General features: G+C 73.4%; 23 protein-coding genes and 1 tRNA gene. 22 read left to right on the top strand and 2 right to left on the bottom strand.

The features are described 5' to 3' along the window. Positions 1 to 23: 23 nt before the first annotated feature. Together B9W62_RS05140 and B9W62_RS05135 are read left to right on the top strand one after the other, a co-directional pair. Positions 24 to 2207, top strand: coding sequence for a 3-hydroxyacyl-CoA dehydrogenase NAD-binding domain-containing protein (locus B9W62_RS05140; RefSeq protein ID WP_087805594.1), 2184 nt, complete (start codon positions 24 to 26; stop codon positions 2205 to 2207). A gap of 36 nt (positions 2208 to 2243) precedes the next feature. Next, positions 2244 to 4082 carry an AMP-dependent synthetase/ligase gene (locus B9W62_RS05135; protein ID WP_087805592.1) on the top strand — a complete coding sequence of 613 codons (1839 nt, stop codon included), beginning with the start codon at positions 2244 to 2246 and terminating at the stop codon, positions 4080 to 4082. Between the two features lie 109 nt (positions 4083 to 4191). Here the strand turns inward: B9W62_RS05135 and B9W62_RS05130 are convergent, their stop codons facing one another. Then, positions 4192 to 5331 (bottom strand): acyl-CoA dehydrogenase family protein, encoded by a 1140-nt coding sequence (locus tag B9W62_RS05130; RefSeq protein ID WP_087805590.1) that lies wholly within the window; start codon positions 5329 to 5331, stop codon positions 4192 to 4194. Positions 5332 to 5404: 73 nt separating this feature from the next. On the opposite strand from B9W62_RS05130, the gene B9W62_RS05125 reads away from it, so the two are divergent. After that, a complete protein-coding gene (locus B9W62_RS05125; RefSeq protein ID WP_087805588.1) occupies positions 5405 to 6001 on the top strand; it encodes a TetR/AcrR family transcriptional regulator in 597 nt (198 codons plus the stop codon). A 23-nt stretch (positions 6002 to 6024) separates the two neighbouring features. On the opposite strand, the gene B9W62_RS05120 is transcribed toward B9W62_RS05125, so the two are convergent. After that, entirely contained in the window at positions 6025 to 7530 is a 1506-nt protein-coding gene (locus B9W62_RS05120) for an aldehyde dehydrogenase family protein (protein ID WP_087805586.1), read from the bottom strand. A gap of 369 nt (positions 7531 to 7899) precedes the next feature. Here B9W62_RS05120 and B9W62_RS05115 point away from each other — a divergent pair, with 369 nt between their 5' ends. From B9W62_RS05115 to mnhG, 19 genes are all read left to right on the top strand, one after another. Further along, entirely contained in the window at positions 7900 to 9732 is a 1833-nt protein-coding gene (locus B9W62_RS05115; RefSeq protein ID WP_087805584.1) for a sensor histidine kinase, read from the top strand. A gap of 143 nt (positions 9733 to 9875) precedes the next feature. Beyond that, positions 9876 to 10310: a roadblock/LC7 domain-containing protein gene (locus tag B9W62_RS05105; protein ID WP_030189437.1), complete on the top strand. Its 435-nt coding sequence runs from the start codon at positions 9876 to 9878 to the stop codon at positions 10308 to 10310. A gap of 2 nt (positions 10311 to 10312) precedes the next feature. Further along, positions 10313 to 10687 (top strand): DUF742 domain-containing protein, encoded by a 375-nt coding sequence (locus B9W62_RS05100; RefSeq protein ID WP_052841983.1) that lies wholly within the window; start codon positions 10313 to 10315, stop codon positions 10685 to 10687. Continuing rightward, a complete protein-coding gene (locus B9W62_RS05095) occupies positions 10665 to 11294 on the top strand; it encodes a GTP-binding protein (protein WP_179235357.1) in 630 nt (209 codons plus the stop codon). Before B9W62_RS05100 ends, B9W62_RS05095 begins: the two co-directional genes overlap by 23 nt. Continuing rightward, positions 11291 to 11866, top strand: coding sequence for a GAF domain-containing protein (locus tag B9W62_RS05090; RefSeq protein WP_087805582.1), 576 nt, complete (start codon positions 11291 to 11293; stop codon positions 11864 to 11866). The genes B9W62_RS05095 and B9W62_RS05090 overlap by 4 nt, the downstream gene beginning before the upstream one ends. Before the next feature lie 200 nt (positions 11867 to 12066). Beyond that, the gene (gene tdh / locus B9W62_RS05085) at positions 12067 to 13095 is read left to right on the top strand and encodes an L-threonine 3-dehydrogenase (protein WP_087805580.1); all 1029 of its coding nucleotides are present in this window, start codon (positions 12067 to 12069) and stop codon (positions 13093 to 13095) included. Positions 13096 to 13133: 38 nt separating this feature from the next. Continuing rightward, positions 13134 to 14327 (top strand): glycine C-acetyltransferase, encoded by a 1194-nt coding sequence (locus B9W62_RS05080; protein WP_087805578.1) that lies wholly within the window; start codon positions 13134 to 13136, stop codon positions 14325 to 14327. 31 nt (positions 14328 to 14358) lie between these two features. Then, complete coding sequence (locus B9W62_RS05075) at positions 14359 to 15261, top strand: LysR family transcriptional regulator (protein WP_087805576.1); 903 nt, start codon at positions 14359 to 14361, stop codon at positions 15259 to 15261. Between the two features lie 46 nt (positions 15262 to 15307). Next, the gene (locus B9W62_RS05070; RefSeq protein ID WP_087805574.1) at positions 15308 to 15922 is read left to right on the top strand and encodes a helix-turn-helix domain-containing protein; all 615 of its coding nucleotides are present in this window, start codon (positions 15308 to 15310) and stop codon (positions 15920 to 15922) included. Beyond that, the gene (locus tag B9W62_RS05065; RefSeq protein ID WP_087805572.1) at positions 15919 to 16464 is read left to right on the top strand and encodes a GNAT family N-acetyltransferase; all 546 of its coding nucleotides are present in this window, start codon (positions 15919 to 15921) and stop codon (positions 16462 to 16464) included. Before B9W62_RS05070 ends, B9W62_RS05065 begins: the two co-directional genes overlap by 4 nt. Positions 16465 to 16494: 30 nt before the next feature. Continuing rightward, positions 16495 to 16854: an MmcQ/YjbR family DNA-binding protein gene (locus B9W62_RS05060; protein ID WP_179235356.1), complete on the top strand. Its 360-nt coding sequence runs from the start codon at positions 16495 to 16497 to the stop codon at positions 16852 to 16854. A gap of 121 nt (positions 16855 to 16975) precedes the next feature. Beyond that, positions 16976 to 18289: an MFS transporter gene (locus B9W62_RS05055; protein ID WP_087805569.1), complete on the top strand. Its 1314-nt coding sequence runs from the start codon at positions 16976 to 16978 to the stop codon at positions 18287 to 18289. Between the two features lie 105 nt (positions 18290 to 18394). Continuing rightward, positions 18395 to 18468 (top strand) — tRNA-Pro (locus B9W62_RS05050). Positions 18469 to 18584: 116 nt separating this feature from the next. Further along, on the top strand, positions 18585 to 21488 hold the full coding sequence (locus B9W62_RS05045; protein ID WP_087805567.1) for a Na+/H+ antiporter subunit A: 2904 nt from the start codon (positions 18585 to 18587) through the stop codon (positions 21486 to 21488). Further along, positions 21485 to 22249 (top strand): Na(+)/H(+) antiporter subunit C, encoded by a 765-nt coding sequence (locus B9W62_RS05040; protein WP_087805565.1) that lies wholly within the window; start codon positions 21485 to 21487, stop codon positions 22247 to 22249. Before B9W62_RS05045 ends, B9W62_RS05040 begins: the two co-directional genes overlap by 4 nt. Then, a complete protein-coding gene (locus tag B9W62_RS05035) occupies positions 22246 to 23892 on the top strand; it encodes a Na+/H+ antiporter subunit D (RefSeq protein WP_087805564.1) in 1647 nt (548 codons plus the stop codon). The genes B9W62_RS05040 and B9W62_RS05035 overlap by 4 nt, the downstream gene beginning before the upstream one ends. Beyond that, positions 23889 to 24488, top strand: coding sequence for a Na+/H+ antiporter subunit E (locus B9W62_RS05030; protein WP_087805562.1), 600 nt, complete (start codon positions 23889 to 23891; stop codon positions 24486 to 24488). The genes B9W62_RS05035 and B9W62_RS05030 overlap by 4 nt, the downstream gene beginning before the upstream one ends. Further along, positions 24485 to 24802, top strand: a complete 318-nt coding sequence (locus B9W62_RS05025) for an MrpF/PhaF family protein (protein ID WP_087805560.1) — start codon at positions 24485 to 24487, stop codon at positions 24800 to 24802. Before B9W62_RS05030 ends, B9W62_RS05025 begins: the two co-directional genes overlap by 4 nt. Further along, on the top strand, positions 24799 to 25200 hold the full coding sequence (gene mnhG / locus B9W62_RS05020; protein ID WP_087805558.1) for a monovalent cation/H(+) antiporter subunit G: 402 nt from the start codon (positions 24799 to 24801) through the stop codon (positions 25198 to 25200). The genes B9W62_RS05025 and mnhG overlap by 4 nt, the downstream gene beginning before the upstream one ends. The last annotated feature ends 3 nt before the right edge of the window (positions 25201 to 25203 follow it).

Here is a 25203-nt window from a genome sequence, read left to right as displayed (position 1 = left end):
AGACCTCACTGGAGACGTCACCCATGCACACCACCGCACGGCCCTCCACCATCCGCTGGGAGGAATCCGAGGACCGCGTCGTCACCCTCGTCCTGGACGATCCGAGCCAGTCGGCCAACACCATGAACGCCGCGTTCATCGACTCGCTGGACGTTGTCGCGCAGCGGCTCGCGGAGCGCCGTGCCGACATCCGCGGCGTCGTCGTCACCTCGGCCAAGAGGAGTTTCTTCGCGGGCGGCGACCTGCGCGACCTGATCTCCGTGACCCCCGAGACCGCGCAGGGGTCCTTCGAGGCCGGTATGCGGGTCAAGCGCTCACTGCGTGTCCTGGAGAGCCTGGGCAGGCCGGTCGTCGCCGCGATCAACGGAGCTGCGCTGGGCGGCGGTTACGAGATCGCGCTGGCCTGCCACCATCGCGTGGTCCTCGACACCCCGGCCGCCCGGGTCGGGCTGCCCGAAGTCACCCTGGGCCTGCTGCCCGGCGGCGGGGGAGTGACGCGCACCGTCCGGATGTTCGGCGTCGTGGACGCGCTGCGCACCGTCCTCCTGGAAGGCACCCAGTACGGGCCGGCCGACGCCCTGGAAGCCGGACTGGTCGACGAGATCGCCGCCGACCGTGACGAACTCCTCGCCAGGGCCCGCGCCTTCATCGACGCCCACCCGGAGTCGGCTCAGCCCTGGGACCGGCCCGGTCACCGCATCCCCGGCGGCACTCCGTCCCACCCGAAGCTCGCGGCCAACCTGCCCGCCCTGCCCGCGCTGCTCAGGAAACGGACAGGCGGTGCCCCCTGTCCGGCACCGCGCAACATCGTGGCCGCCGCCGTGGAGACCGCCCAGGTCGACCTGGACACGGCCTTCGTCGTGGAGGCCCGGCACCTGACGGAACTCGTCACCGGTCAGATCACCAAGAACATGATCCAGGCGTTCTTCTTCGATCTCCAGGCGGTCAACTCGGGTGCGAACCGTCCCAAGGGCGTCGAGCCGAGGAAGGTGACCAAGGTGGCCGTGCTGGGTGCGGGGATGATGGGCGCGGGCATCGCCTACTCGTGTGCCCGCGCCGGCATCGAGGTCGTGCTCAAGGACGTCTCGCTGGAGTCGGCGGTCAAGGGCAAGGCGTACTCCGAGAAGCTGTGCGCGAAGGCCGTGGCGAAGGGCCGTACCAGCCGGGAGAAGGCCGACGCGCTGCTCGCCCGGATCACGCCGTCCGCCGAGGTGGCCGATCTCGCGGGCTGTGACGCGGTGATCGAGGCGGTGTTCGAGGACACCTCGCTCAAGCACAAGGTGTTCCAGGAGATCGAGCACGTCGTCGCCCCCGACGCGCTGCTGTGCTCCAACACCTCGACGCTGCCCATCACGGCGCTGGCCGAGGGCGTCGAGCGGCAGGGCGACTTCATCGGGCTGCACTTCTTCTCACCCGTGGACAGGATGCCGCTGGTGGAGATCATCAAGGGCGAGCGGACCGGGGACGAGGCGCTGGCACGCGCGTTCGACCTGGTGCGGCAGATCAGCAAGACGCCGATCGTGGTGAACGACTCGCGGGGCTTCTTCACCTCCCGGGTCATCGGCCACTTCATCAACGAGGGCGTCGCGATGGTCGGCGAGGGCATCGAGCCCGCCTCGGTGGAGCAGGCGGCGGCCCAGGCCGGCTACCCGGCGAAGGTGCTGTCCCTGATGGACGAACTGACCCTCACCCTCCCGCGGAAGATCCGCGAGGAGACGAAGCGGGCCGTGGAGGAGGCGGGTGGTACCTGGACGGCGCATCCCGCCGAGGCGGTCATCGACCGCATGGTCGACGAATTCGAGCGCCCGGGACGCAGTGGTGGTGCCGGGTTCTACGCGTACGGCGAGGACGGCAAGCGGGCCGGGCTGTGGCCGGGCCTGCGCGAGCACTTCACCAAGCCGGGCTACGAGATCCCGTTCGCCGACATGCAGGAGCGGATGCTCTTCGCGGAGGCGCTGGACACCGTCCGGCTCCTGGAGGAGGGGGTGCTGACGTCCGTGGCCGACGCCAACATCGGGTCCATCTTCGGGATCGGCTTCCCCGGCTGGACCGGCGGCGTCCTTCAGTACATCAACGGCTACGACGGGGGCCTGCCCGGCTTCGTCGCCCGCGCCCGCGAACTGGCCGACCGCTACGGCGACCGCTTCACCCCACCCCCGCTGCTGCTGCGCAAGGCGGAACGCGGCGAGACCTTCACGGACTTCTGACTCCGGCGTTTCCCACCCACCCGCAAGGAGGCCCCGATGACTCCAGAGCCCCGCACCGCCGGTGAACCACCCGACTCCCCGGCCCGGCGCACCCTGCCCCGGCTGCTGGCCCGCAATGCCCATGACCACCCAGGGCTCCCCGGTCTGTCCTGGCAGCAGCCGGAGGAAGGCGGGAACGGCGACTGGACGACGCTCACCTGGGCGGAGATCCACGAGCACACCGAGCGCCTCGCCGCCGGTTACGCGGGACTCGGCGTCGGCCGCGGCGACCATGTGCTGATGATGATGGCCAACCGGCCCGAGCACTGGCTGACCGACCTGGCGCTGGTCCGTCTCGGTGCCGTCCCGGTCAGCGTCTACGGCACCGCGGCCCCCGAGCAGATCACCCACATCGCCCGCAACTGCCGGGCCCGCCTCGCCGTGGTGGAGGGGGCGGCACAGGTGGAGGTGTGGGAGCCGCTGCTGACCGACGCGGCGACTTCGCTGGAGCGGCTGGTGGTGGCCCAGGCGGGCGCCGAGGGCGGCCACACCCCGTACGCCGGGCTGCTTGGAGTGCCGGTGCCGGAACCGCTCGCCAAGGAGCTGGACGCCGCGAGCCCCGACGATCCGCTGACCGTCGTCTACACCTCCGGTACGACCGGGGAGCCCAAGGGCGTCGTCCTGACCCACCGCCAGGTGCTGGCCAACGCCCTCGCGCTGGACGCGGTGGTGGAGCTGCCGCCGCACGTGGAGCACATCTGCTACCTGCCGTTCGCCCACATCGCGGAGCGGATGCTCGGCATCTACCTGCCCTGTCACCGGGCTTCGCACGTCTACCTCTGCGCCGACCCGGCCGCCGTGGGCGCGGTGGTGCGCAAGGTGCGTCCCGCGCAGTTCTTCGGCGTGCCGCGGATCTGGGAGAAGCTGTGCGCCTCCGTGCGGGCGGTCCTCTCCCTCATGCCGGCCGAGCAGCGGGAGGCCATCGACGCGGCGTCCGCGGTGGCCCGCGAGCACGTCCGGTACCGCGAGCGGGGGGAGGCACCGCCCGCCGAGCTGGAGGAGCGCTACGCCCGGGCCCGCGGGGAGGTCCTGCTGCCGCTGCTGGCGGCGGGCGGGCTGGACCGGGTGACCTGGGCGGCCAGCGCCTCGGCGCCCATGCCGGTCGACGTGGTCGACTTCTGGGCCGGGTTCGGCGTCGTGATCATGGACGCCTGGGGGCTGACCGAGACCACCGGCGTGGCCACCACCAACAGCCCCCGCACGGGGTTCCGGATCGGTTCGGTGGGACGCCCCGTGGAGTCGGTTGAGGTCCGCCTCGCCGCGGACGGCGAGATCGAGGTGCGGGGCGAGTCCGTCTTCTCCGGCTACCTGCGGCCGGACGGATCGGTGCGCTCCGCCCTGGACGCCGACGGCTGGCTGGCCACCGGCGACATCGGGCGCACGGACGAGGACGGCTACCTCTGGCTCACCGACCGGAAGAAGGAGATGATCATCACCTCGACCGGCAAGAACGTCTCACCGGCCCTGGTGGAGAACGCGCTCAAGGAGCACCCGCTCATCGGTCAGGCCCTGGTCCACGGCGACCGGCGCTCCTACCTCGTCGCCCTGCTCGTGCTGGACGCGGAGGCCGCCCCCGCCTGGGCCGCGGCCCATGGTGTGCAGGCCGACGGCACGATCGCCGGGCTGGTGGCGCATCCGGCCGTCAGGGCGGAGGTGGACCGTGCGGTGGCCGCCGCCAACTCCCGGCTCAGCCGCACCGAGCAGGTGAAGCGGTACGCGCTGCTGGCCGAGGAATGGGGCCCGGCGACCGGCGAACTGACGCCCTCGCTGAAGATGCGGCGCCGGGTCATCCGGGACAAGTACGCCGAGGCCCTGGCCGGACTGTACGGGGGCTGAGCACCGACTCGGCGGAGAACCGACGGCGCCGCCCGCCCCCGGCCGGGAACGGGCGGCGCCGCTCGTGCACCGGCCGGGGACGGGCGGCGCCGCCCGTTCAGCGGCCGGCTCAGAGGCCGTACGTCCTGCCGATCACGTCCCGCTGGATCTCGCTGGTCCCGCCGTAGACCGTGGAGACGACCGCGGCCCGCAGATGGCGCTCCATGTCGAACTCGGTCGTGTAGCCGTACCCGCCCATCATCTGCATGCCCTCCAGGGCCGCCCGCTTGGCGACCTCCGTGGCCTTCAGCTTGGCCATCGACGCCTCCCTCGGGAACAGGCGGTCCGGCTCGGCGTCGCAGTCCAGGGCCACCTCGCGCACCAGCAGTCGGGTGCACTCGATCTCGGTGGCGAGGTCGGCCACCCGGTGCCGCAGCGCCTGGAAGGTGCCGACGGGCCGGCCGAACTGCTCGCGCTCGCGGACGTAGCCGAGCGCGTCGTCGAAGGCCCGGCGGGCCAGGCCCAGCATGTTCGAGGCCAGGAAGAGCCGTTCATGGTTGAGCCCGGCCATCAACTGCCGCCAGCCGTCGTCGACCTGTCCCACCACCGCGTCGGCGGGCAGCCGGACACCGGTGAGGAACACGTCGTTGACCTCCCGGCCGCCCATGGTCTCGATGCCGCGCACCTCCACGCCCGGGGTGTCGGCGGGCAGGTGGAACATGGTCAGCCCGCCGTGCTTGTCCTCGCCGGTGCGGGCCACCAGCAGGATGCTCCGCGCGCAGTGGGCGTTGGATGTCCAGGTCTTCTGCCCGTCGATCAGCCACGTCCCGTCGGCCGCCCGCCGGGCCCGGCAGCGCAGCGCGCCGACGTCCGAACCCGCCTCCGGCTCGGACATGGCGATGGCCAGGACGTCGCCGCGCGCGGCACCGGACAGCACCTCCAGCCGCTGCCGCTCGCTGCCGAACCGTTCGTACGCCTTGGCGGCGATGACGGTGGTGACGAAGCCGCCCGCCGGGACCATGCCGTAGGAGGTCTCCTCCAGGAAGAGGCAGGCGTCGGCCAGTCCGCCGCCGGCACCCCCGTACTCCTCGGGCAGACACACCCCGAGCCAGCCCAGTTCGGCGAGCCTGCCGTACAGCCCGGGGTGGTGCGCCCCCCGCCCTTCGTCCGTCAGCGCGTCGCGCTGCTGCCGGGTGCCGCACTCGCGCTTGGCGAAGTCCCGGACGGCCGCGACGAACGCGGACTGCTCTTCGGTGAGACGGCTTCCCATCAAGTCCTCCAGGGTGCGTGTGACAAAGTGGTGGCAGTTGTTTCTCGATCGCCTTGGACGGAGGTGCCGCTTCGTGAGTACGGCCGCGAAGACCGAGACGGAGGACCCGACGGCGCGGCGCATCCTCGACGCCGCGCTGGAGCAGTTCACCGTCTTCGGCCTGCGCCGTTCCTCCATGGACGACGTCGCCAAACGGGCCGGTGTCTCGCGGGTCACCGTCTACCGTCGCTTCCGGAACAAGGACACACTGGTCGAGCAGACCCTGCTGCGCGAGAACAGCCGGTTCTTCCAGCGACTCGACCAGGCGGTGGCCGCCCTGCCGACCATGGAGGAACGGGTCGTCGAGGGGTTCGTGGTCGCCCTGCGCCACACCCGCGCGCATCCGCTCTTCGGTGGTCTGCTGCGCCTGGAACCCGAGGTGGTACTGCCGTACATGACCGTGCACGGCGGGTCCTCGCTCGCCGCCACCGTCGACTACCTGACGGGCCATCTGCGCCGTGCGCAGCAGGCGGAGGGCCGCCCGGACGACGACCCGCGGCCGGTCGCCGAACTCATGGTGCGGGTGGCCGTCTCCTTCCTGCTCAACCCCGCCAGCTGCATCGAGATGGAGGACGAGGACCAGGCCAGGGCCTTCGCCCGCCGTTACCTGGCCCCCCTCCTCACGGCCTGAACGGCGGGGCGCCGACCGGCGGTTCAGTGCCGCAGGTGCAGCGTCCGGGCCAGCCGCACGGCGCGCCTGCGGGCGGCGGCCGGTACCTCGAAGGAGGTCAGCGCGACCGGCGGGGCGAACCGCTGCACCGTCGTCGACTGCACCGCCGTGAACGCCCGCAGCCCCTCCGCGCCGTGGATCCGTCCGAAGCCGGAGTCCCGCGAACCGCCGAACGGCAGCGCCGGCACGGCCGCGAAGCCCAGCACGGAGTTCACCGACACCGCCCCCGCGTGCAGCCGCGCCGCGATCGCGGCCCCGGTGCGCCGGCTGCCGCAGAACACCGCGGCCCCCAGGGCGTACCGCGAGTCGTTGGCCCGGGCCACCGCCTCGTCCACGTCGGCCACCGCGTTGACGGCGACCACCGGTCCGAACGTCTCCTGCGTCATCGCCGCCGTGTCCTCCGGGACCCCGGTCAGCACGACGGGCGCGACGTACGGCGCCCGGACCGACCCGGGACCGCCCAGCGCGGCCCGCGCGCCCGCCGACACCGCCGCGGTCACCTGCCGGGCCACGGTCTCGAGCTGACCCGGCAGGGTCATCGGACCGTAGTGCGCGTCGGCGTCGGCGCCCGGCCGCAGCGCACCGGCGCGCCGCACCACCCGTTCGCACAGCGCCGCATGGATCTCGCGCACGGCGTAGACACGCTCCACACCGGCACAGGTCTGCCCCGCGTTGCTCAGCGCGCCCCACACGACGGCGTCGGCGGCGGCGTCCAGGTCCGCGTCCGCGGTGACGATCACCGCGTCCTTGCCGCCGCACTCGGCGAGGAACGGGGTCAGCGACTCGGCGCACACCGCCATCACCGTGCGCGCCGTCCCGGGCGACCCGGTGAACGCCAGCTTGTCGACGCCGGAGCGGGCCAGTGCCTCTCCGGTGGCGGCGGCGCCGGTGACGGTGGTGAGCAGCCCGGCGTGCGCGGGCACGGCCTCGTCGAACAGACCGGCGAGCAGGACGCCCGTGCCCGGGGTCAGCTCGGACGGCTTGAGGACCACCGCGTTCCCGGCCGCCAGGGCGTACCCGACGGAACCCATCGGGGTGTAGCAGGGGTAGTTCCAGGGGCCGATCACGCCGACCACGCCCAGCGGCCGGTGCACCAGCGAGGCCCGCTGGTGCACCGTGAACAGCCCAGTGCGCACCCGCCGCCGGCGCAGCACGCGGTCGGCGTTGCGGGCGGCCCAGCCCAGGTGCTCCAGCGTGAGGACGACCTCCAACTCGGCGTCCCCGACCGGCTTGCCGGTCTCCGCGGCGATGGTCCGGGCGACGGTGTCCAGCTCGAAGGCGAGCGCCCGCTTCCAGCGCAGCAGCGGCTCCCGGCGCCGGTCCGCGGACAGCGCGGCCCACTCCGACTGGACCCGCCGGGCCCGGACCACGGCTCGAGCGACCTCCTCGGGACCGTCGACCGGGTACTCGGCGAGCGGGTCGCCGGTCGCTGGGGAGTGCGTGGTGAATGTCGCGGCGCGGGGTGCGGCGTCCGGGGTGGTGTCGGTCATCGGGCCCCCAGCGAGTCGAAGATACAAAATCCATAAACTTGTTTCACGGGCACGCGGGGGCGTCAATGGGTTCGTCGGCAATCCGGTCGGGCATCTCTCCTGGGGGTCCGTGCGCCGAGCGTCCGGCTCTCCGAGGGTGGTCACCGACTGTGACTGTTTCTGATCGAGTCCGACCGGTTCTCCGGCATGACGGAACGGTTGCGTATCCGGCTTATCGGTCTGTCGTACGAGGCCTCATACCAGAGCGGGACGTTGCCCGGGGGACTTTGGCAACTGCCCACCGCACATGAGGGGCAGCCGACTACTGTCAGTGTCCGTCGGGCGACGTAGGGCCGACGGACCAGTACACGGACCAGTACGAGGACACCGATGTCTCACCTCCGCGCTCCGGCCGCGCGAGCAGACCGCCGCGAGGGCGGGCGGCACGGCCGGCCGGCCCCACGGAACACCGCCGCGCTGCCCGAGACCCACATACGGTCCCAACTCCTGAGGCTCGCCGTCCTGCCGCCGGTCGCGGTCGCCCTCGGCGCCTGCGCGGTCGTCCTGTTCACCGTCCGGTCCACCGGCGTGCGACCCGGCCCCGTCCTGTGGGGCGTACTGGCCGGGGCGGTCTCGGTGACCGGCGCCGCCGTCGTCATCGCCGCGGTCGCCGCCGACCGCGCCGCGCGGTCCGTGCACGAGCGCGTCGGCGCCCTGCGGCGCAGCACCGCGCGCCAGGAGGGCGACCTGCGCGCCGTCGTCGAGGCCCTGCGCCGCGGCGAGGCCCCGTCCCCGCGCACCCCGCGCGGCGGCCTGCCGGACGGCGCCGACGACTTCGAACTGCTCGCCGCCGACCTCTCCCGCGCCCACGACGGCGCCGTCACCGCCGTCGTCCGCGCCGCCCAGCTCTCCAGCCAGGCGGGCAGCGAACAGAAGCTGGAGGTCTTCGTCAACCTCGCCCGGCGCCTTCAGTCCCTGGTGCACCGGGAGATCTCCATCCTGGACGAGCTGGAGAACGAGATCGAGGACCCCGACCTCCTCAAGGGCCTCTTCCACGTCGACCACCTCGCCACCCGCATCCGCCGCCACGCCGAGAACCTCGCCGTGCTCGGCGGCGCCGTCTCCCGCCGCCAGTGGAGCAACCCGGTCGACATGACCGAGGTGCTGCGCTCGGCCATCGCCGAGGTCGAGCAGTACTCCCGGGTCCGGCTGGTCCCGCCCATCGACGGCACCCTGCGCGGCCACGCCGTCGCCGACGTCATCCACCTGCTGGCCGAACTCGTGGAGAACGCCACCCTGTTCTCCGCCCCGCAGACCCAGGTGCTGATGCGCGCCAACCTCGTCACCTCGGGCCTGGCCGTCGAGGTCGAGGACCGCGGACTGGGCATGCCCGTCGGCGAGCAGAGCCGGATGAACGCCCTGCTCGCCGACCCCGACCAGGTCAACGTCGCCCGCCTGCTGGCCGACGGGCGCATCGGGCTGTTCGTCGTCTCCCAGCTCGCCAAGCGGCACGGGATCACCGTGCGGCTGCAAACCAACATCTACGGCGGTGTCCAGGCCGTACTGGTCGTGCCGCAGGCCCTGTTGGGCACGGAGCCGGGGGCGCTCCCCGGGGGCGCGGCCCACCCGCCCCAGGGTGCCGGGACCGAACCGGTACCCGTGCCGCAGCCCCGGCAGCAGCCGCGGGCCGTGGCTCCCGCGACGCCCCCGGCGGCACCGGACAGCCCCGCTCCGGTCCCGCTCACCGCGGCCCCGCCCGCCCCGCACGCACCGGCTCCGGCCCCGCCGGCGCCCGCCCTCGCCCCCGCTCCCGCGGCGACCGGCCGGGGCCAGGTGCACCGGAGCGACGGCGAACCCCTGCCGCTGCCCGTGCGCGGCACGCACCGGAACCGCCCCACCCCGGCCGCCGCCGTGCCCGGCGTGCGGTCCGAGGACCGGGACGTCCTCGCCGAACACGCGGCCACCCCGCCCGTCCCGCGGCACAGCGCGGTGCGCGGCACCATGGGAAAACCCCAACTGCCGCGCCGCCGCGCCCAGGAACACATCGCCCCCCAGCTCCGCGGCGGCCCCGCACCCCGCCAGGAACCCGAGCAGTACACCGGTCACGACCCCGGCCTGATGGCGGCCTTCCAGCGCGGCATCGGCCTCGCGGAGGCCCAGCAGCACACCGAACCGGCGCCGCCGGCACCGACCCGCCGGGACCCGGGCGTGCCGGCCGAATGACCCGCACGACCACCCCCACCATCCCCACCACCCTCATGCCCCGTTCCGCCTCCGCACCCACCACCCCCACCACCCGCGCCCCAGCCCCCACCCTCACGACCAGCGCTCCCGCAGCCCTTCGTACCCCAAGGAGTCGATCCACCATGGCGAGCGATGCGCCGACCGGCCAAGTGTCCGACCTCGACTGGCTGATGAGCGGCCTCGTCCAGCGCGTGCCGCACACCAGCAGCGCGGTGCTCCTGTCCGCCGACGGACTGGTGAAGTCCGTCCACGGACTCGACGCCGACAGCGCCGACCACATGGCGGCACTGGCCTCCGGCCTGTACTCCCTCGGCCGCAGTGCCGGCGTCCGCTTCGGCGACGGCGGCGACGTGCGGCAGGTCGTCGTCGAACTCGACTCGACCCTGCTCTTCGTCACCACCGCGGGCTCCGGCACCTGTCTCGCCGTGCTGGCCGGCCGCGAGGCCGACGCGGCCGTCCTCGGCTACGAGATGGCGATGCTCGTCAAGAGCGTCCGCCCCTACCTGGTCACCGCACCCCGGCAGCACGCCGTCGAACCCCCGGCGATGAGGCCTTGACGGTGGCCGCGGCCGGCGACGGGCCCTGGCTCGACGACGCGGCCGGACGGCTGGTGCGCCCCTTCACCGTCAGCAACGGCCGTACCCGGCCCACCGTCGCGCTCGACCTGATGTCCCAGGTCATGGCCACCGGGGCGACCCCCCTCGGCTACCTCGGACCCGAGCACGCGCAGGCACTCGACCTGTGCCGGGCGCCCCTCCCGGTCGCCGAGCTCGCCGCACATCTGCGACTCCCGGTGGCGGTCACCAAGGTGCTGCTCTCGGATCTCGTCGACTGCGGCGCGCTGACCACCAAACCCCCCGCCGCGTTCCACCACCACCCCACGGACCGGGCCCTTCTGGAGGCAGTGCTCGATGGACTACGACGACAGCTCTGACAACGCGCACGGCGAAGGCGCCGACCCGTTCCCCACCGCCCTGAAGATCCTCGTGGCGGGCGGATTCGGCGTCGGCAAGACGACCTTCGTCGGCGCGGTCAGCGAGATCGCACCGCTGAGCACGGAGGAACTGCTCACCACGGTCAGCACCGCGACCGACAACCTCGACGGAATCGAGAACAAACTCGAAACGACCGTGGCCATGGACTTCGGCCGCCTCACCCTCGACCCCGAACACGTCCTGTACCTGTTCGGGACGCCCGGCCAGGAGCGCTTCTGGTTCATGTGGGACGAGTTGTGCGAGGGCGCGCTCGGAGCGGTGATCATCGCCGACACCCGCCGTCTGGAGGAGTCGTTCGCCGCCGTCGACTTCTTCGAGGAACGCGGGCTCGGCTTCGTCGTCGCGATCAACGAGTTCGACGGCTCCTACCGCTACGACCCCGAGGAGGTGCGCGCGGCCATGGACCTGCACCCCGAGATCCCGATCGTGCGCTGCGACGCCCGGATCTCCAGCTCCGGCGTCCAGACACTGCTCACCCTCGTACGCCACCTCATCGCCCACACCCCGGCCCCGGCGTCGGGGTTCGGCGCCGGAGTCCGCCCATGAGCTACGACCCGCCCCGCCCGGCCGGACGTCTGCTGCTCACCCCCGAGGACCGGGAGGCCCCCGCCCGGGTACGGCGGCTGCGCCGGCTCGGCCTGGCGGAACGCCCCGATCCGGCCCTCGACGCCTACGCCGGGCACCTCTCCGGCCTCGTCGAGGCGCCGTACGCGATGGTCAACTTCCTGGTGGAGGGCGGGCAGTTCTTCGCCGGCCTGCGGGTGCCGGAGGTCCCGCCGGTGACCCGGGGCGACGGGACCAGCCCCGAGTTCGGCCGGGTCCAGGCCAGGGACCACGGCTTCTGCCCCCACGTGGTGGTCCGGCGCAAGGCGCTGGTGCTGGAGGACGTGCGTGACTATCCGCGCTTCGCGGGCAACCCCGTCGTCGACGCGTTCGGCATCCGCTCCTACCTCGGCGCCCCGCTCATCGACAGCACGGGCACCGTCCTCGGCACGGTGTCCGCCGCCGACGTGCGGCCCCGGGCCTGGGGGACGGCGGGCCTGGCCACGATCAAGTCGACGGCGGCCGACCTCGTACGGCGTATCGAGCGCAGTGCGCAGGACGGGCTCCCGCTGTGAGCGGTGGCGCCCCCTCGCCGGGTGTGCACGGGCCGTCGGCGGACGCGTGAAGGAAAGCTGCGGCCGGGCTTAAGAAAGGCTCGATGGACCCGGGGCGGTGCGGTACGGCAGATTGCTGTGCGATTCCCCTCCCCTTCCCGGACGCGGGCCGCCTCGGTGTGCCCACCGCCGGGACCTCACCCCCGTCAGGAGCCGTAGCGTTGAAGGCGCTGGTCAAGGAGAAGGCGGAGCCCGGGCTGTGGCTCGCGGACGTGCCCGAGCCCGCCGTGGGACCCGGTGACGTCCTCATCAAGGTGCTGCGCACCGGCATCTGCGGCACCGACCTGCACATCCGGGCCTGGGACGGCTGGGCGCAGCAGGCCATCCGCACCCCGCTCGTCGTGGGCCACGAGTTCGTCGGCGAGGTCGTCGGCACCGGGCGCGACGTCACCGACATCAAGGCCGGCGACCGGGTCAGCGGCGAGGGCCACCTGGTCTGCGGGAAGTGCCGCAACTGCCTGGCCGGCCGGCGCCACCTGTGCCGCGCCACCGTCGGCCTCGGCGTCGGCCGGGACGGGGCGTTCGCCGAGTACGTCGCCCTGCCCGCCACCAACGTCTGGGTGCACCGCGTCCCCGTCGACCTCGACGTCGCCGCGATCTTCGACCCGTTCGGCAACGCCGTGCACACCGCCCTGTCCTTCCCGCTGGTCGGCGAGGACGTCCTCATCACCGGCGCCGGACCGATCGGCCTGATGGCCGCCGCCGTGGCCCGGCACGCGGGCGCCCGCAACGTCGTGATCACCGACGTGAGCGAGGAGCGGCTGGACCTTGCCCGCAAGGTCGGCGTCAGCCTCGCCCTGAACGTCTCGGCCGCGACCATCGCCGACGGACAGCGCGAGCTGGGCCTGCGCGAGGGCTTCGACATCGGCCTGGAGATGTCCGGCCGCCCCGAGGCCATGCGCGACATGATCGCCAACATGACGCACGGCGGCCGGATCGCCATGCTCGGCCTGCCCGCCGAGGAGTTCCCGGTCGACTGGGCCCGGATCGTCACCTCCATGATCACCGTCAAGGGCATCTACGGCCGCGAGATGTTCGAGACCTGGTACGCCATGTCCGTGCTGCTCGAAGGCGGCCTCGACCTCGCCCCGGTGATCACCGGCCGGTACTCCCACCGCGACTTCGAGGCGGCGTTCGCCGACGCGGCGAGCGGCCGGGGCGGCAAGGTCATCCTCGACTGGACCGCGTAAGCCACCCTCCCACTCCCGTATCTCCAGGAGCTCCCGACATGTTCGACTCCGTGCGCGACGACCTGCGCGCCACCCTCGACGAGATCCGCGCCGCCGGCCTGCACAAGCCCGAGCGCGTCATCGGCACCCCGCAGTCCGCGACCGTCAACGTCACCGCCGGCGGCCGCCCCGGCGAGGTCCTCAACTTCTGCGCCAACAACTACCTCGGCCTCGCCGACCACCCCGAGGTCGTCGCCGCCGCCCACGAGGCGCTGGACCGCTGGGGCTACGGCATGGCCTCCGTCCGCTTCATCTGCGGCACCCAGGAGGTGCACAAGGAACTGGAGGCCAGGCTCTCCGCGTTCCTCGGCCAGGAGGACACGATCCTCTACTCCTCCTGCTTCGACGCCAACGGCGGCGTCTTCGAGACCCTCCTCGGCCCTGAGGACGCGGTGATCTCCGACGCCCTCAACCACGCCTCGATCATCGACGGCATCCGGCTGTCCAAGGCCCGCCGCTTCCGCTATGCCAACCGCGACCTCGCCGACCTGGAGCGGCAGCTCAAGGACGCGTCCGACGCCCGGCGCCGCCTCATCGTCACCGACGGCGTCTTCTCCATGGACGGCTACGTCGCCCCGCTCGCCGAGATCTGCGACCTCGCCGACCGCTACGACGCCATGGTCATGGTCGACGACTCGCACGCCGTCGGCTTCGTCGGCCCCGGCGGCCGCGGCACCCCCGAGCTGCACGGCGTCATGGACCGCGTCGACATCATCACCGGCACCCTCGGCAAGGCGCTCGGCGGCGCCTCCGGCGGTTACGTCGCGGCCCGCGCCGAGATCGTCGCCCTGCTGCGCCAGCGCTCCAGGCCGTACCTCTTCTCCAACACCCTCGCCCCGGTGATCGCCGCCGCCTCCCTCAAGGTGCTCGACCTGCTGGAGTCGGCCGACGACCTGCGCGTACGGCTCGCCGAGAACACCGCCCTGTTCCGCCGCCGGATGACCGAGGAGGGCTTCGACATCCTCCCCGGCGACCACCCCATCGCGCCCGTCATGATCGGCGACGCGACGCAGGCGGGCCGCATGGCGGAGCTGCTCCTGGAACGCGGCGTGTACGTGATCGGGTTCTCCTACCCGGTCGTCCCGCAGGACAAGGCCCGCATCCGCGTCCAGCTGTCCGCCGCCCACTCCACGGACGACGTCAACCGCGCGGTGGACGCCTTCGTGGCCGCCCGGGAGCGGCTCGCGGCCTGAAAAGCCCCGGTGACCTGAGAGAATCGATCCCATGATCGAGGCGCGGCGGCTGCACATCCTGCGAGCGGTGGCGGACCACCGCACCGTCACGGCGGCCGCCGCCGCGCTGTACCTCACCCCGTCGGCGGTCTCCCAGCAGCTGGCCGCGCTGGAGCAGGAGACCGGGCACCGGCTGGTCGAGCGCGGCGCCAAGGGCGTACGGCTGACCCCGGCCGGCGAGATCCTGCTCAGCCACACCAACGCCGTCCTCGCCCAGCTGGAGCGGGCGGAGGCCGAGCTGGCGGCGTACGGCTCGGGCGAGGCCGGCACGGTCACCGTCGCCTCCTTCGCGACCGGCATCGCCCTCGTGGTCGCGCCCGCCCTGGCCCGCCTCGCCGACTCGGCGCCCGGCATTCGCATCCGCGTCCAGGACGCCGAGGGCGACGCCAGCCTGCCGATGGTCCTGGACCGGCAGGTCGACGTGGCCGTCGCCGTCGAGTACCGCGGGGCGCCGTCCGCCGACGACCCGCGGCTGACCCACGTCCCCCTGTACGCCGAGCCCTTCGACGCGGTCGTGCCGGTCGCCCACCGCCTCGCCGACGCCGCGGAGGTGCCGCTCGCCGAGCTGGCCAAGGACACCTGGATCGGCCCCTACCCGGGCAACCCGTGCCACGACGTGGTCGTGCTGGCCTGCGAGCACGCCGGGTTCCAGCCCCGCCTCGAACACTCCTCGGACGACTTCCGCGCGGTGGTGTCCCTGGCCGCGGCCGACGCCGGGGTGGCGCTCGTCCCGCGCTCGGCGCTGCACGGCACCGACCTCACCGGCGTGGTGGTGCGCCCGGTCGACGGGGTCGCGCCGACCCGCCGCGTGTTCGCGGCCGTACGCCGGGGAGCGGAGGAGCATCCGCTGATCCGCCAGGTGCTGGACGCGCTCGGCGAGGCGGCCCGGGTGTGAGGCTTCCGTAACCCGTGTGTCTCATATCCGGGATAACCTCCCGGATATGAGAGACGAAGACCGCGGCCTTGCCGCGGGTCCGGCCCCGGACCCCGCCCTCGATCCGGATCCGGTGGACGCCCGGCTCGCCGCCCGCCTCGCCGAACTGCGGGCCGAACGCGGCTGGTCGCTGGGGGAGCTGGCGGAGCGCAGCGGGGTGAGCCGCTCCACGCTGTCGCGGGCCGAGCGGGCCGAGACCAGCCCCACCGCCGCCGTACTGAACCGGCTGTGCGCGGTCTACGGACGGACCATGTCCCGACTGCTCAGCGAGGTCGAGGCGGCACCCGCGCTGCTGGTGCGGGCCGCCGAGCAGCCCCGATGGGAGGACCGCCCGGCCGGGTTCGTACGCCGCTCGGTGTCGCCGCCGCACGCCGGACTCCGCGGCGAACTGGTCGAGGGACGGCTCGCCGCGGGCGCCGACATCGCCTACGACCGGCCGCCCGTGCCCGGCCTGGAACAGCACGTCTGGGTCCTGGAAGGGGCCCTGGAGATCACGGTGGGGGACGTGGCGCACCACCTCGCCGCCGGGGACTGCCTGCGGATGCGCGTGTGGGGGCCGACGCGGTTCCGCAGCGCGGGACCCGAGGGCGCGCGCTACGCGCTGGCGGTGGTGCTGCCGTGATCGTGGACCGGGCCGACGCGTACCGGGTGACGGAGCTGCTGGACGGGCTGGCCGGTCTGCTCACCGACACCGTCGCGGGCGGCGCCTCCATCGGCTTCCTCGCCCCGCTGGACCACGCCGAGGCCGCGGACTGGTGGCGGGAGCGGGCCGCCGCCGTGGCCGCCGGGCGGCTCGCCGTCTGGGTGGCGCGAGGGGGGGAGCGGGTGACCGGGACCGTGAGCCTCGCCCTGCCGGACAAGCCCAACAGCCGCCACCGCGCGGAGCTGGTCAAGCTCATGGTGTCCCGCGAGGCCCGCGGCCGGGGGCTGGGCCGCCGGCTGCTGACCACCGCGGAGGAGGCGGCCGCGGCGGCCGGCCTCACCCTCCTCCACCTGGACACCGAGACCGGCAGCCCCGCCGAGCGCCTGTACCGGTCCGCCGGGTGGACCCGGGCCGGCACGATTCCCGACTACGCGGCCGACCCGCGCGGGGAACTGCGGCCGACGACCCTCTACTTCAAGCAGCTCGGCGTGCCCGCGGCCGCGGGCGCCGTCGCCGGGTGACTGTCGGTGGCGGCGGCTACCGTGCCTGTCATGCCGGACGCAGAAGACGTACGCCGAATCGCCCTGTCCCTGCCGGACACCACGGAGAAGACCGCCTGGAGCATGCCCACCTTCCGGGTCGCGGGGAAGATGTTCGCGACCCTGCCCGAGGAGGAGACCTCCCTCGCGGTGCGCTGCCCCAAGGAGGAGCGCGACGAACTGGTGCTGGCCGAGCCGGAGAAGTTCTGGATCGCCACGCACGAGGCGCAGTTCGCCTGGGTGCGGGCCCGGCTCGCCGCCCTGGAGGGCGAGGACGAGCTGCGCGACATCCTCGCCGACTCCTGGCGCCAGGCGGCCCCGCCCCGGCTGCTCGACGCCCACCCCGGACTGGGGCTGCCGGCCGGGGGCTGAAAACCCCTCGGGCGTTGTCAGTGCCCCATGGCATGATCCGAATACGTGCGCGACAGCCGGGACCGGAGGGGGGTCCCGGCTGTCGGACGTACGGTGCGACGGGAGCGCTGACGGGGAGGGGATGCACGTGAAGGCCGGTACGTCGTCGCGGCCGACGGCGGCGCGAGCCGTCTGGTCGCGGGACTTCGCCTTGTTCTTCGCCGCCCGGGCCGTGGCCCGGCTCGGCGACACCATGCTGCCCGTCGCGCTCGCCGCCGGACTGCTCCAGCACGGGTACGGGGCGGGCGCGGTCGGTCTCGCCATGGCCGCGACGGCCGCCGCCTTCGCCGGTCTGGTCGTCTTCGGCGGAGTCCTCGCGGACCGCTTCAGCACCCGCAAACTGATGATCGGCGCCGACCTGGTCCGGGTCGGCACCCAGTCCCTGGCCGCCGCGCTCTTCTTCTCCGGGCACGTCGTGCTCTGGCAGATCTGCGCCATTGGGTTCGCCAACGGGGTCGCGAGCGCCGTCTTCCAGCCCGGCGTCGCCAGCACCGTGCCCCGGCTCGCCTCCGACGTCCAGGGCGCCAACGGCGCGATACGCGTGGCCGAGTCCGCCGCCCAGCTCGCCGGCCCCGCGGCGGCCGGCCTCCTGGTCGGCTTCGCCTCGCCCGGCGGGGTCTTCGCCGCCCACGCCACCACGTACGCGATCAGCGCCCTGTGCCTGCTGCTGCTCCGGCTGCCCCCGCTCCCGCCGGGCAGCCGGTCGGTGTCCGGCCGCGGGAGCAAGGCCTTCCGTGCCGACCTGGTGCAGGGCTGGCGGGAGTTCCGGGCGCGCCGATGGCTGTGGAGCGTCATAGCCGTCTGGGGCGTCTACATGATCGCCGTCTGGGGCCCGACCGTTCCCCTGGTCGCCACCGAGGTGGTGCAGGAGCACGGCCCCCGCGCCTATGGGCTGGTCAACTCCGCGCTGGGCGCGGGGACCGTCGTGGGCGGTCTGCTCGCCCTGCGGCTGAGGCCGCTGCGCATGCTCCGGGCCGGTGCGATCGCCCTCGTGGGCTTCGCCGCCTTTCCCGCGAGCGTCGGCGCCGGGCTCGGCGTCCCCGCCATGGCGGCCGGAGCCGCCGTCGCCGGGGCCGGGCTGTCCTTCTGGGGCGTGATGTGGGCGACCAGCGTGCAGACCCAGGTCCCGCCGGACGTCCTCAACCGCATCCACGCCTACGACGTCGCGGGCTCGCTGGCGATGATGCCGGTCGGCCAGGCACTCGCGGGCCCGGCCGCGGCAGCCCTCGGCGCCGACCACGTCCTGCTCGTCGCGGGTGCGACCAGCTTCGCCGTGTGCGCGGCCCTGCTGCTGATACCGGCGGTGCGCGGGCTGGTGCGGGTGGAGCCGGCCGCGGCCGGCCCGAGCGGCGCCCCGGCCGTCACCGTGCCGTCGTCCCGCACCCAGAAGTGCTGACACCGCCGGAGCCCGCCGCGGAAAAGGGATGCGCGACCACGGGTCCGAGTGCGGTATGGTTTTCCTGCGCGTTGGACCGGGGGAAACCCCAGGTCAGATGGGCATCGGGACGTGGCGCAGCTTGGTAGCGCACTTGACTGGGGGTCAAGGGGTCGCAGGTTCAAATCCTGTCGTCCCGACTGGAGACAGTCGTTGATCGAGGGGCGGTTTCGGAGAGATCCGAAACCGCCCCTCGATCGTGCGTTCTGCGGCGTGCCTGGGCGCTGAGGCGAGATGCCCGATATATCACTGTCGGGTGTCCGCGCTCATCCTCTGCCACTTCGCGCTCGCGCTGTTCGCCGGGCCGCTGGTGAGACGGTGCGGAACCCGCGCCTTCCTCGTGCTGGCCCTGCCGCCCGCCGCGGCGACCGCCTGGGCCGCCACCCGCTGGAGCACGGCGGCCGCGGGCGGCGCCGACACCGCCGAGTGGCGCTGGCTGCCGTCCTACCACGTGGACTGGGCGCTGCGACTGGACGCCCTCGCCGAGCTCATGGTGCTGCTCGCCGCGGGTGTCGGCACCCTCGTCCTGGTCTACTGCGCCTCCTACTTCGACGACCGCTCGCGGCAGCTCGGCAGATTCGCCGGGAACCTCCTCGCCTTCGCCGGGGCGATGCTCGGCCTGGTGCTCGCCGACGACCTCGTCCTGCTCTACATCTTCTGGGAACTGACGACCGTCTTCTCCTACCTGCTGATCGGCCAGACCAGCGACCACAAGCGGAACCGGCGCAGCGCCCTCCAGGCCCTGACGGTCACCGCGCTCGGCGGACTGACCATGCTGGTCGGCTTCCTGCTCCTGGGCCACGAGGCGGGCACCTACCGCATCTCGGCGATCCTGGCCGACCCGCCGTCCCCCTCGCCCGCGCTGTCCACGGCGGTCGTGCTGATCCTCGTCGGCGCCCTGTCCAAGTCCGCGATCTGGCCCTTCAGCCTCTGGCTGCCCAACGCGATGGCCGCCCCCACCCCCGTCAGCGCCTATCTGCACGCCGCCGCGATGGTCAAGGCCGGCGTCTACCTCGTCGCCCGGCTCGCCCCCGCCCTCGCCGACATCACGCCCTGGCGCCCGCTCCTGCTCGTCCTCGGCTCGGCGACGATGCTGCTGGGCGGCTGGCGGGCGCTGCGGCTGCACGACCTGAAACTCGTCCTCGCCTACGGCACCGTCAGCCAGCTCGGCTTCCTCACCGTCCTCACCGGCGCGGGCCGCCACGACACCGGCCTCGCCGCCACCGCCATGATCCTCGGGCACGCCCTGTTCAAGGCGCCGCTGTTCCTGGTCACCGGCATCGTCGACCACGCCACCGGCACCCGGGACCTGCGCAAGCTCTCCGGCCTCGGACGCCGGCTGCCCGCCGTGTGCGCCGTCGCCGTACTCGCCGGAGCGTCCATGGCCGCGGTGCCGCCCCTGCTCGGCTTCAGCGCCAAGGAGGCCGCCTTCCAGGCGCTCCTCGACGGAAGCACCGGTGACCGCTGGGCGCTCGCCGCGGCCGTCGTCGGCTCCGCCCTGACCACCGCCTACACTCTGCGCTACCTGTGGGGCGCCTTCGCCCGCAAGCCCGGCGTCCCCGACACCCCCGCCCACCCCGTCGCGGCGGCCTTCCTGGCCCCACCCGCCGTGCTCGCCCTGGCCTGCCTCGTCCTGGGACCCGGAGTGACCTGGCTCCAGGGCCTGCTGGGCACCTACGCCGGGCAGTTCCCGACGCCCGCCCACCCCTACCACCTGGCGCTGTGGCACGGAGCGGGCCTCGCCCTCGGCCTGTCCGGCGCCGCCTGGGCGGGCGGGGTCCTGCTGTTCCTCGCCGCGGGCCCCGTCGGGCGGACCGGCCAGGCGGTGGCCTGGCGCTCCGCCGACCTCGTCTTCGGCCGGATGCTGCTCGCCCTGGAGCGGACCGCCCTTCAGTGCACCGGACTCGTGCAGCGCGGCTCGCTGTCGGTGTACCTGGTGACGACCATGAGCGTGGTCCTCGCCGGTCAGATCGCCGTGCTCGTCGCCGACGAACCCTGGGCCGCGGTGCCCGCCCCACGCCTGTGGGACCATCCCGCCCAGGCCGCCGTCGCCCTGCTGACCTGCGCGGCGGCCCTGCTGTGCCTGGGCGTGCGGCGCCGGATGAAGGCCGTCGTCTTCGCCGGCCTCACCGGATACGGCACCGCGCTGCTCTTCGTCGCCCAGGGCGCGCCCGACCTCGCGCTCACCCAGTTCTGCGTGGAGACCGTCTCGATGATCGTCTTCGTGCTGGTGCTGCGCCGGATGCCGGTGCGCTTCGAGGAGAACTTCAGCCGGTGGCGGCGGTTGCTGCGGATGCCGGTGGCCCTCGCGGGCGGCGCCGCCGTCGCCGTCGTCGTCTGGATCATGGCGGGGCACCGCCGCGCCGGCAGCGCGGGAGCCGCGATGGTCGAGGAGACCGCGCACCACGGGCTGAAGGACGTCGTCGCCACGATCCTGGTCGATCTGCGGGCCTGGGACACCATGGGCGAGTCCGCGGTGCTCGCCGCCGCCGCGATCGGCGTCACCAGCCTCATCTACCTGCACCGCCGCGCCGACGGCGCCGAACAGCCGGTACTGCCGCTGCCCGGGGACCATCCGCACGCCGGACTGCGCACCGCCTGGCGGGCCAGCCGCTACGAGTCGGCCGGGCTGCCCAGCGGCGACGAGGGCGCACCCGAGCGGAACTGGCTCGCCGCCAGCGCCACCCTCGCCCCCGAGCGCCGCTCCCTCGTCCTCGAGGTCGTCGCCCGTCTCATCTTCCACCCGGTCCTCGTCCTCTCCGTCTACCTGCTGCTGTGCGCGGAGAACCTGCCGGGCGGCGGCTTCGTCGCCGGACTGACCGCGGGCGTCGCCTTCATCGCCCGGTACCTCGCGGGCGGCCGGCACGAACTGGCCGACGCGGTGCCGTTCAAACCGGGCCTGTTCACCGGTCTCGGCCTGTTCCTGTCCACCGGGGTCGCGCTCGGCGGCCTCGGCGAGGGCACCGTGCTGCACGGCTGGACCTGGCACGGCCACCTGCCCGTGTGGGGCGACGCCCACCTGTCCACCGCCGTCCTCTTCGACTGCGGCGTCTATCTGCTCGTACTCGGCGTCGTCCTGGACATCGTGCGGGCCCTCGGCGCCCGGATCGACCGCCAGATCGAACGGGCCGCCCCGCGCCCGGAGGCGGGCCGCGCATGACCGTGAGCCTGTCCCTGCTGGTGGCCGCCGCCGTCCTCAACGCCGTCGGCGCCAGCCTGCTGCTGACCCGCTCCCTGACCCGGATCCTGCTCGGTGCCGTCGTCCTCGGCAACGGCGTCAACCTGCTGGTCCTCGCCGCCACCGGCAGCGCGGGCGAGGCGCCCCTGCTCTACCCGCACATCATCCGCAACCGCGTCACCGACCCGCTGCCCCAGGCCATCGCCCTGACCGCGATCGTCATCACCCTCGCCACCACCGCCTTCCTGCTCGCCATGGCCTACCGCAGCCACCAGGTCACCGGCTCCGACGAGATCAGCGACGACACCGAGGACCGGCTGGTCGCGCTGCGCGCCGAGTTCCTCGACCGGCGCGGCGAACTGCGCGACCGCTACCGCGAGGCCCGCGCCGAGGACGGCGGCGCCGACGCCGAGCAGCGCGCCCGCTACCGCGCCGCCCGCAGACGGCTGCGCCGGCGGGTCCGCGAGGAACGCGCCTACCAGGCCCGCGCCAACGACGTCTCCGGGAACCTGTGGAACGACATCCTCGGCGCCGACCCCGAGGACTACCGGGTGGGCCGCGAGCTGGGCTCCACCGACGCCGCCGGGCGCCCCGGGCCCGCCCCGGCCCGCGTCGCCGGACCCTCCAACGACCCCGAGGAGACCGGCCGCGAGCCCGACTCGCTCCCCGGCGAGGACTCCTGCCACCCGCCGCCCGACCAGCCCGACGACCCGGGCGGCGCCGGCACGGAAGGAACCAGGTGAACGCGCTCGTCCCGCTCCCCGTCCTGCTGCCCCTGTGCGTCACCGGCCTGAAGCTGGCCATCGGACCCCGGCTGCACCGCTTCCAGCGCTTCATCAGCATCGCCGTGCTCGGCGCGGTCCTGGTGCTCTCCGTGCTGCTCATGGTGGCCGCCGACCGCCACGGCCCGCTCAGCGTGCACCTCGGGGACTTCGCACCGCCGGTCGGCATCACCCTGGTCGCCGACCGCCTCGCGGGCCTGATGCTCACCGTCTCCAGCGCCGTCACCCTGCTCGTCCTGGTGTACTCGCTGGGCCAGGGCATGGCCGACCGCGACGACCAGGCGCCGGTCGGCGTCTTCCACCCCGCCTACCTCATCCTGGTGGCGGGCGTCTCCTGCACCTTCCTCGCCGGCGACCTCGTCAACCTCTACGTCGGCTTCGAGATCATGCTCGTCGCCAGCTTCGTACTGCTCACCATCGGCGGCACCGCGACCCGCATCCGGGCCGGATCGACGTACGTGATCATCTCGCTGTTCTCCTCCGTGCTCTTCCTGGTCGCCATCGCCATGACCTACGCGGTCGCGGGCACCGTGAACTTCGCGCAGCTCGCCCAGCGGCTCCAGGAGGTGCCGCTCGGGGTGCGCACCCTGCTGGAGGCGATGCTGCTGACCGTCTTCGCCATCAAGGCGGCCGTCTTCCCGCTCGCCGCCTGGCTGCCCGACTCCTACCCGACCGCGCCCGCGCCGGTCACCGCGGTCTTCGCCGGACTGCTCACCAAGGTCGGCGTGTACTCGATGCTGCGCACCCAGACCCTGCTCTTCCCCGGCCACCGCCTGGGCGACCTGCTGATGCTCGCCGCGCTCGCCTCCATGGCCGTCGGCATCCTCGGCGCCGTCGCCCAGACCGACCTGAAGCGGGTGCTGTCCTTCACCCTCATCAGCCACATCGGCTACATGGTCTTCGGCATCGCCCTCGCCGGGCGCGGCTCGATCGGCGGGGCGATCGTGTACGTGGCCCACCACATCACCGTGCAGACCACCCTGTTCCTCGTCGCCGGGCTCATCGAGCGGCGCGACGGCACCACGGAACTCACCCGCCTCGGCGGCCTGGCGAGGACGGCGCCGGTGCTCGCCGTGCTGTTCTTCGTCCCCGCCATGAACCTCGCGGGCATCCCGCCGCTGTCCGGCTTCATCGGCAAGCTCGGTCTGATGCGCGCGGGCGTCGCCGACGGCGGCGGCTGGGCCTGGGCACTCGTTGCCGGTTCCGCCGCCACCAGCCTGCTCACCCTCTACGTCATGGCGAAGGTCTGGAACCTCGCGTTCTGGCGCGACGCACCACCCGGCGCCGAGGAGGAGGGCGTCGTGCTGGAGTCGGCCGAGGACGACGACACGGGCGACGACACCGGCGACGACGAGGAGCGGCCCACCGGCTTCGGGAGCGGGCTGCCGGTGCCGGCGGGCGCCGTGGTCTCCGCGGGCTTCCTCGGGCAGTCCATCACCACCACCAAGCACCTGCCCTGGCCCATGCTGATGGCCACCGGCGCCGCCGTCGCCCTCGGCCTGTCGTACACCGTCCTCGGCGGCCCCCTCACCACCTTCACCCAGGCCGCCGCCACCGAACTCCTCGCCCGCACCCCCTACATCGAGGCGGTGCTCGGCCGGTGAGCAACCTCTTCCGCGACCGTTCCCCCTACAGCTGGTCCTTCCGCGTCGGCCGCGGCCGACGCGTGCTGGACCTGCCGCTCGTCGGCTGGCTGACCGTCATCTGGATCCTGCTGTGGGGCACCCCGTCCTGGGCCAACCTCGTCAACGGCGTCCTCGTCGCGGTCTGCCTGTGCCTGGCCTTCCCGCTGCCCGCCGTGGACATCGGCCTCAGGCTGCGCCCCCTGGGCATCCTGCGCCTCGCGGCCTACCTGCTGTACGACATGTTCTCCTCCAGCGTCGAGGTCACCCGGCAGATCTTCGCCAAGGGCCCCTACCACGCCGCGGTCGTGGCCGTCCCGCTGCGGGTGCGCAGCGACCTCATGCTCACGGCCACCGCCGTCGCCGTCTCCAACGTCCCCGGCGGCTCCGTCATCGAGGTGCGCCGTTCGACGGCCACCCTGTTCCTGCACGTCCTGGACGCGGGCAACCCCGGCGAGATCGAGGGCGCCCAGCGGCAGGTGTGGCGCATGGAGGAACTCGTCGCCCGCGCCTTCGGCACCGCCGAGGACATCGCCGACGCCGCCCGCCCCGTACCGGAAGGTGACCTCCCGACGTGACCACCCTGCACACCGTCGAAGACGCCCTGCTCGTCGCCTCGCTCGCGATGATCCTCGTCGCCGGCGCCCTGCTGCTGTACCGGATCTGGTACGGCCCCTCGATGCTGGACCGCGCCGTCGCCCTGGACGTGGCCGCGGCGCTCATCATCGCCGGCATCGGCGTCAAGGCCGCCCACGACCGCGACTCCTTCTACTTTCCCGTGATGCTGGTGCTCGCCTTCCTCGGCTTCACCGGCTCGGTGGGCATCGCCCGCTTCATCGCCGTACGCGACCGGCCGTCCGTGCGGGCGGACGGCCGGCAGGACCACCGGTGAACCCCTGGGCCCAGGCCGCCGACCTGGCCGGAACGGTCCTGCTGTTCCTCGGCTGCCTGCAATGCCTCCTCGGCGTGATCGGGATGGTCCGCTTCCCCGACGTGCTCTCCCGCAGCCACGCCGCCACCAAACCGCAGACCCTCGGGATGCTCCTCGTCCTCGCCGGGGTCGCGCTCAGGCTGCGGCACGGCACCGACGTGGGCACCCTCGCGCTCATCGCCTTCTTCCAGTTCCTCACCAGCCCCGTCGCCTCCCACCTGGTGGCCCGCTCGGCCTACCGCACCGGACAGACGGGATCCCGGGGCCTGCTCAGGGACGACCTGGACCCGCAGCTGAGCGACGCGGACGGCGGCGACGGGGACGGCGGGGACGACGGCGACCGGGGGCGGCAGCGGTAGCCG

Source organism: Streptomyces sp. CS113 (assembly GCF_002188365.1).
In the GTDB taxonomy this organism is placed as follows: Bacteria; Actinomycetota; Actinomycetes; order Streptomycetales; family Streptomycetaceae; genus Streptomyces; species Streptomyces tendae.
Note: the sequence above shows the minus strand (reverse complement) of the source record. Positions and strands in the feature narration are given on the sequence as shown.

Coding starts and splice junctions, on each gene's coding strand:
- B9W62_RS05115 (WP_087805584.1), top strand. CDS start 7,900: ATGTCTCACCTCCGCGCTCCGGCCGCGCGAGCAGACCGCCGCGAGGGC.
- B9W62_RS05135 (WP_087805592.1), top strand. CDS start 2,244: ATGACTCCAGAGCCCCGCACCGCCGGTGAACCACCCGACTCCCCGGCC.
- B9W62_RS05055 (WP_087805569.1), top strand. CDS start 16,976: ATGCACGTGAAGGCCGGTACGTCGTCGCGGCCGACGGCGGCGCGAGCC.
- B9W62_RS05095 (WP_179235357.1), top strand. CDS start 10,665: ATGGACTACGACGACAGCTCTGACAACGCGCACGGCGAAGGCGCCGAC.
- B9W62_RS05075 (WP_087805576.1), top strand. CDS start 14,359: ATGATCGAGGCGCGGCGGCTGCACATCCTGCGAGCGGTGGCGGACCAC.
- B9W62_RS05130 (WP_087805590.1), bottom strand. CDS start 5,331: ATGGGAAGCCGTCTCACCGAAGAGCAGTCCGCGTTCGTCGCGGCCGTC.
- B9W62_RS05080 (WP_087805578.1), top strand. CDS start 13,134: ATGTTCGACTCCGTGCGCGACGACCTGCGCGCCACCCTCGACGAGATC.
- B9W62_RS05120 (WP_087805586.1), bottom strand. CDS start 7,530: ATGACCGACACCACCCCGGACGCCGCACCCCGCGCCGCGACATTCACC.
- B9W62_RS05040 (WP_087805565.1), top strand. CDS start 21,485: ATGACCGTGAGCCTGTCCCTGCTGGTGGCCGCCGCCGTCCTCAACGCC.
- B9W62_RS05105 (WP_030189437.1), top strand. CDS start 9,876: ATGGCGAGCGATGCGCCGACCGGCCAAGTGTCCGACCTCGACTGGCTG.
- B9W62_RS05070 (WP_087805574.1), top strand. CDS start 15,308: ATGAGAGACGAAGACCGCGGCCTTGCCGCGGGTCCGGCCCCGGACCCC.
- B9W62_RS05060 (WP_179235356.1), top strand. CDS start 16,495: ATGCCGGACGCAGAAGACGTACGCCGAATCGCCCTGTCCCTGCCGGAC.
- B9W62_RS05140 (WP_087805594.1), top strand. CDS start 24: ATGCACACCACCGCACGGCCCTCCACCATCCGCTGGGAGGAATCCGAG.
- B9W62_RS05090 (WP_087805582.1), top strand. CDS start 11,291: ATGAGCTACGACCCGCCCCGCCCGGCCGGACGTCTGCTGCTCACCCCC.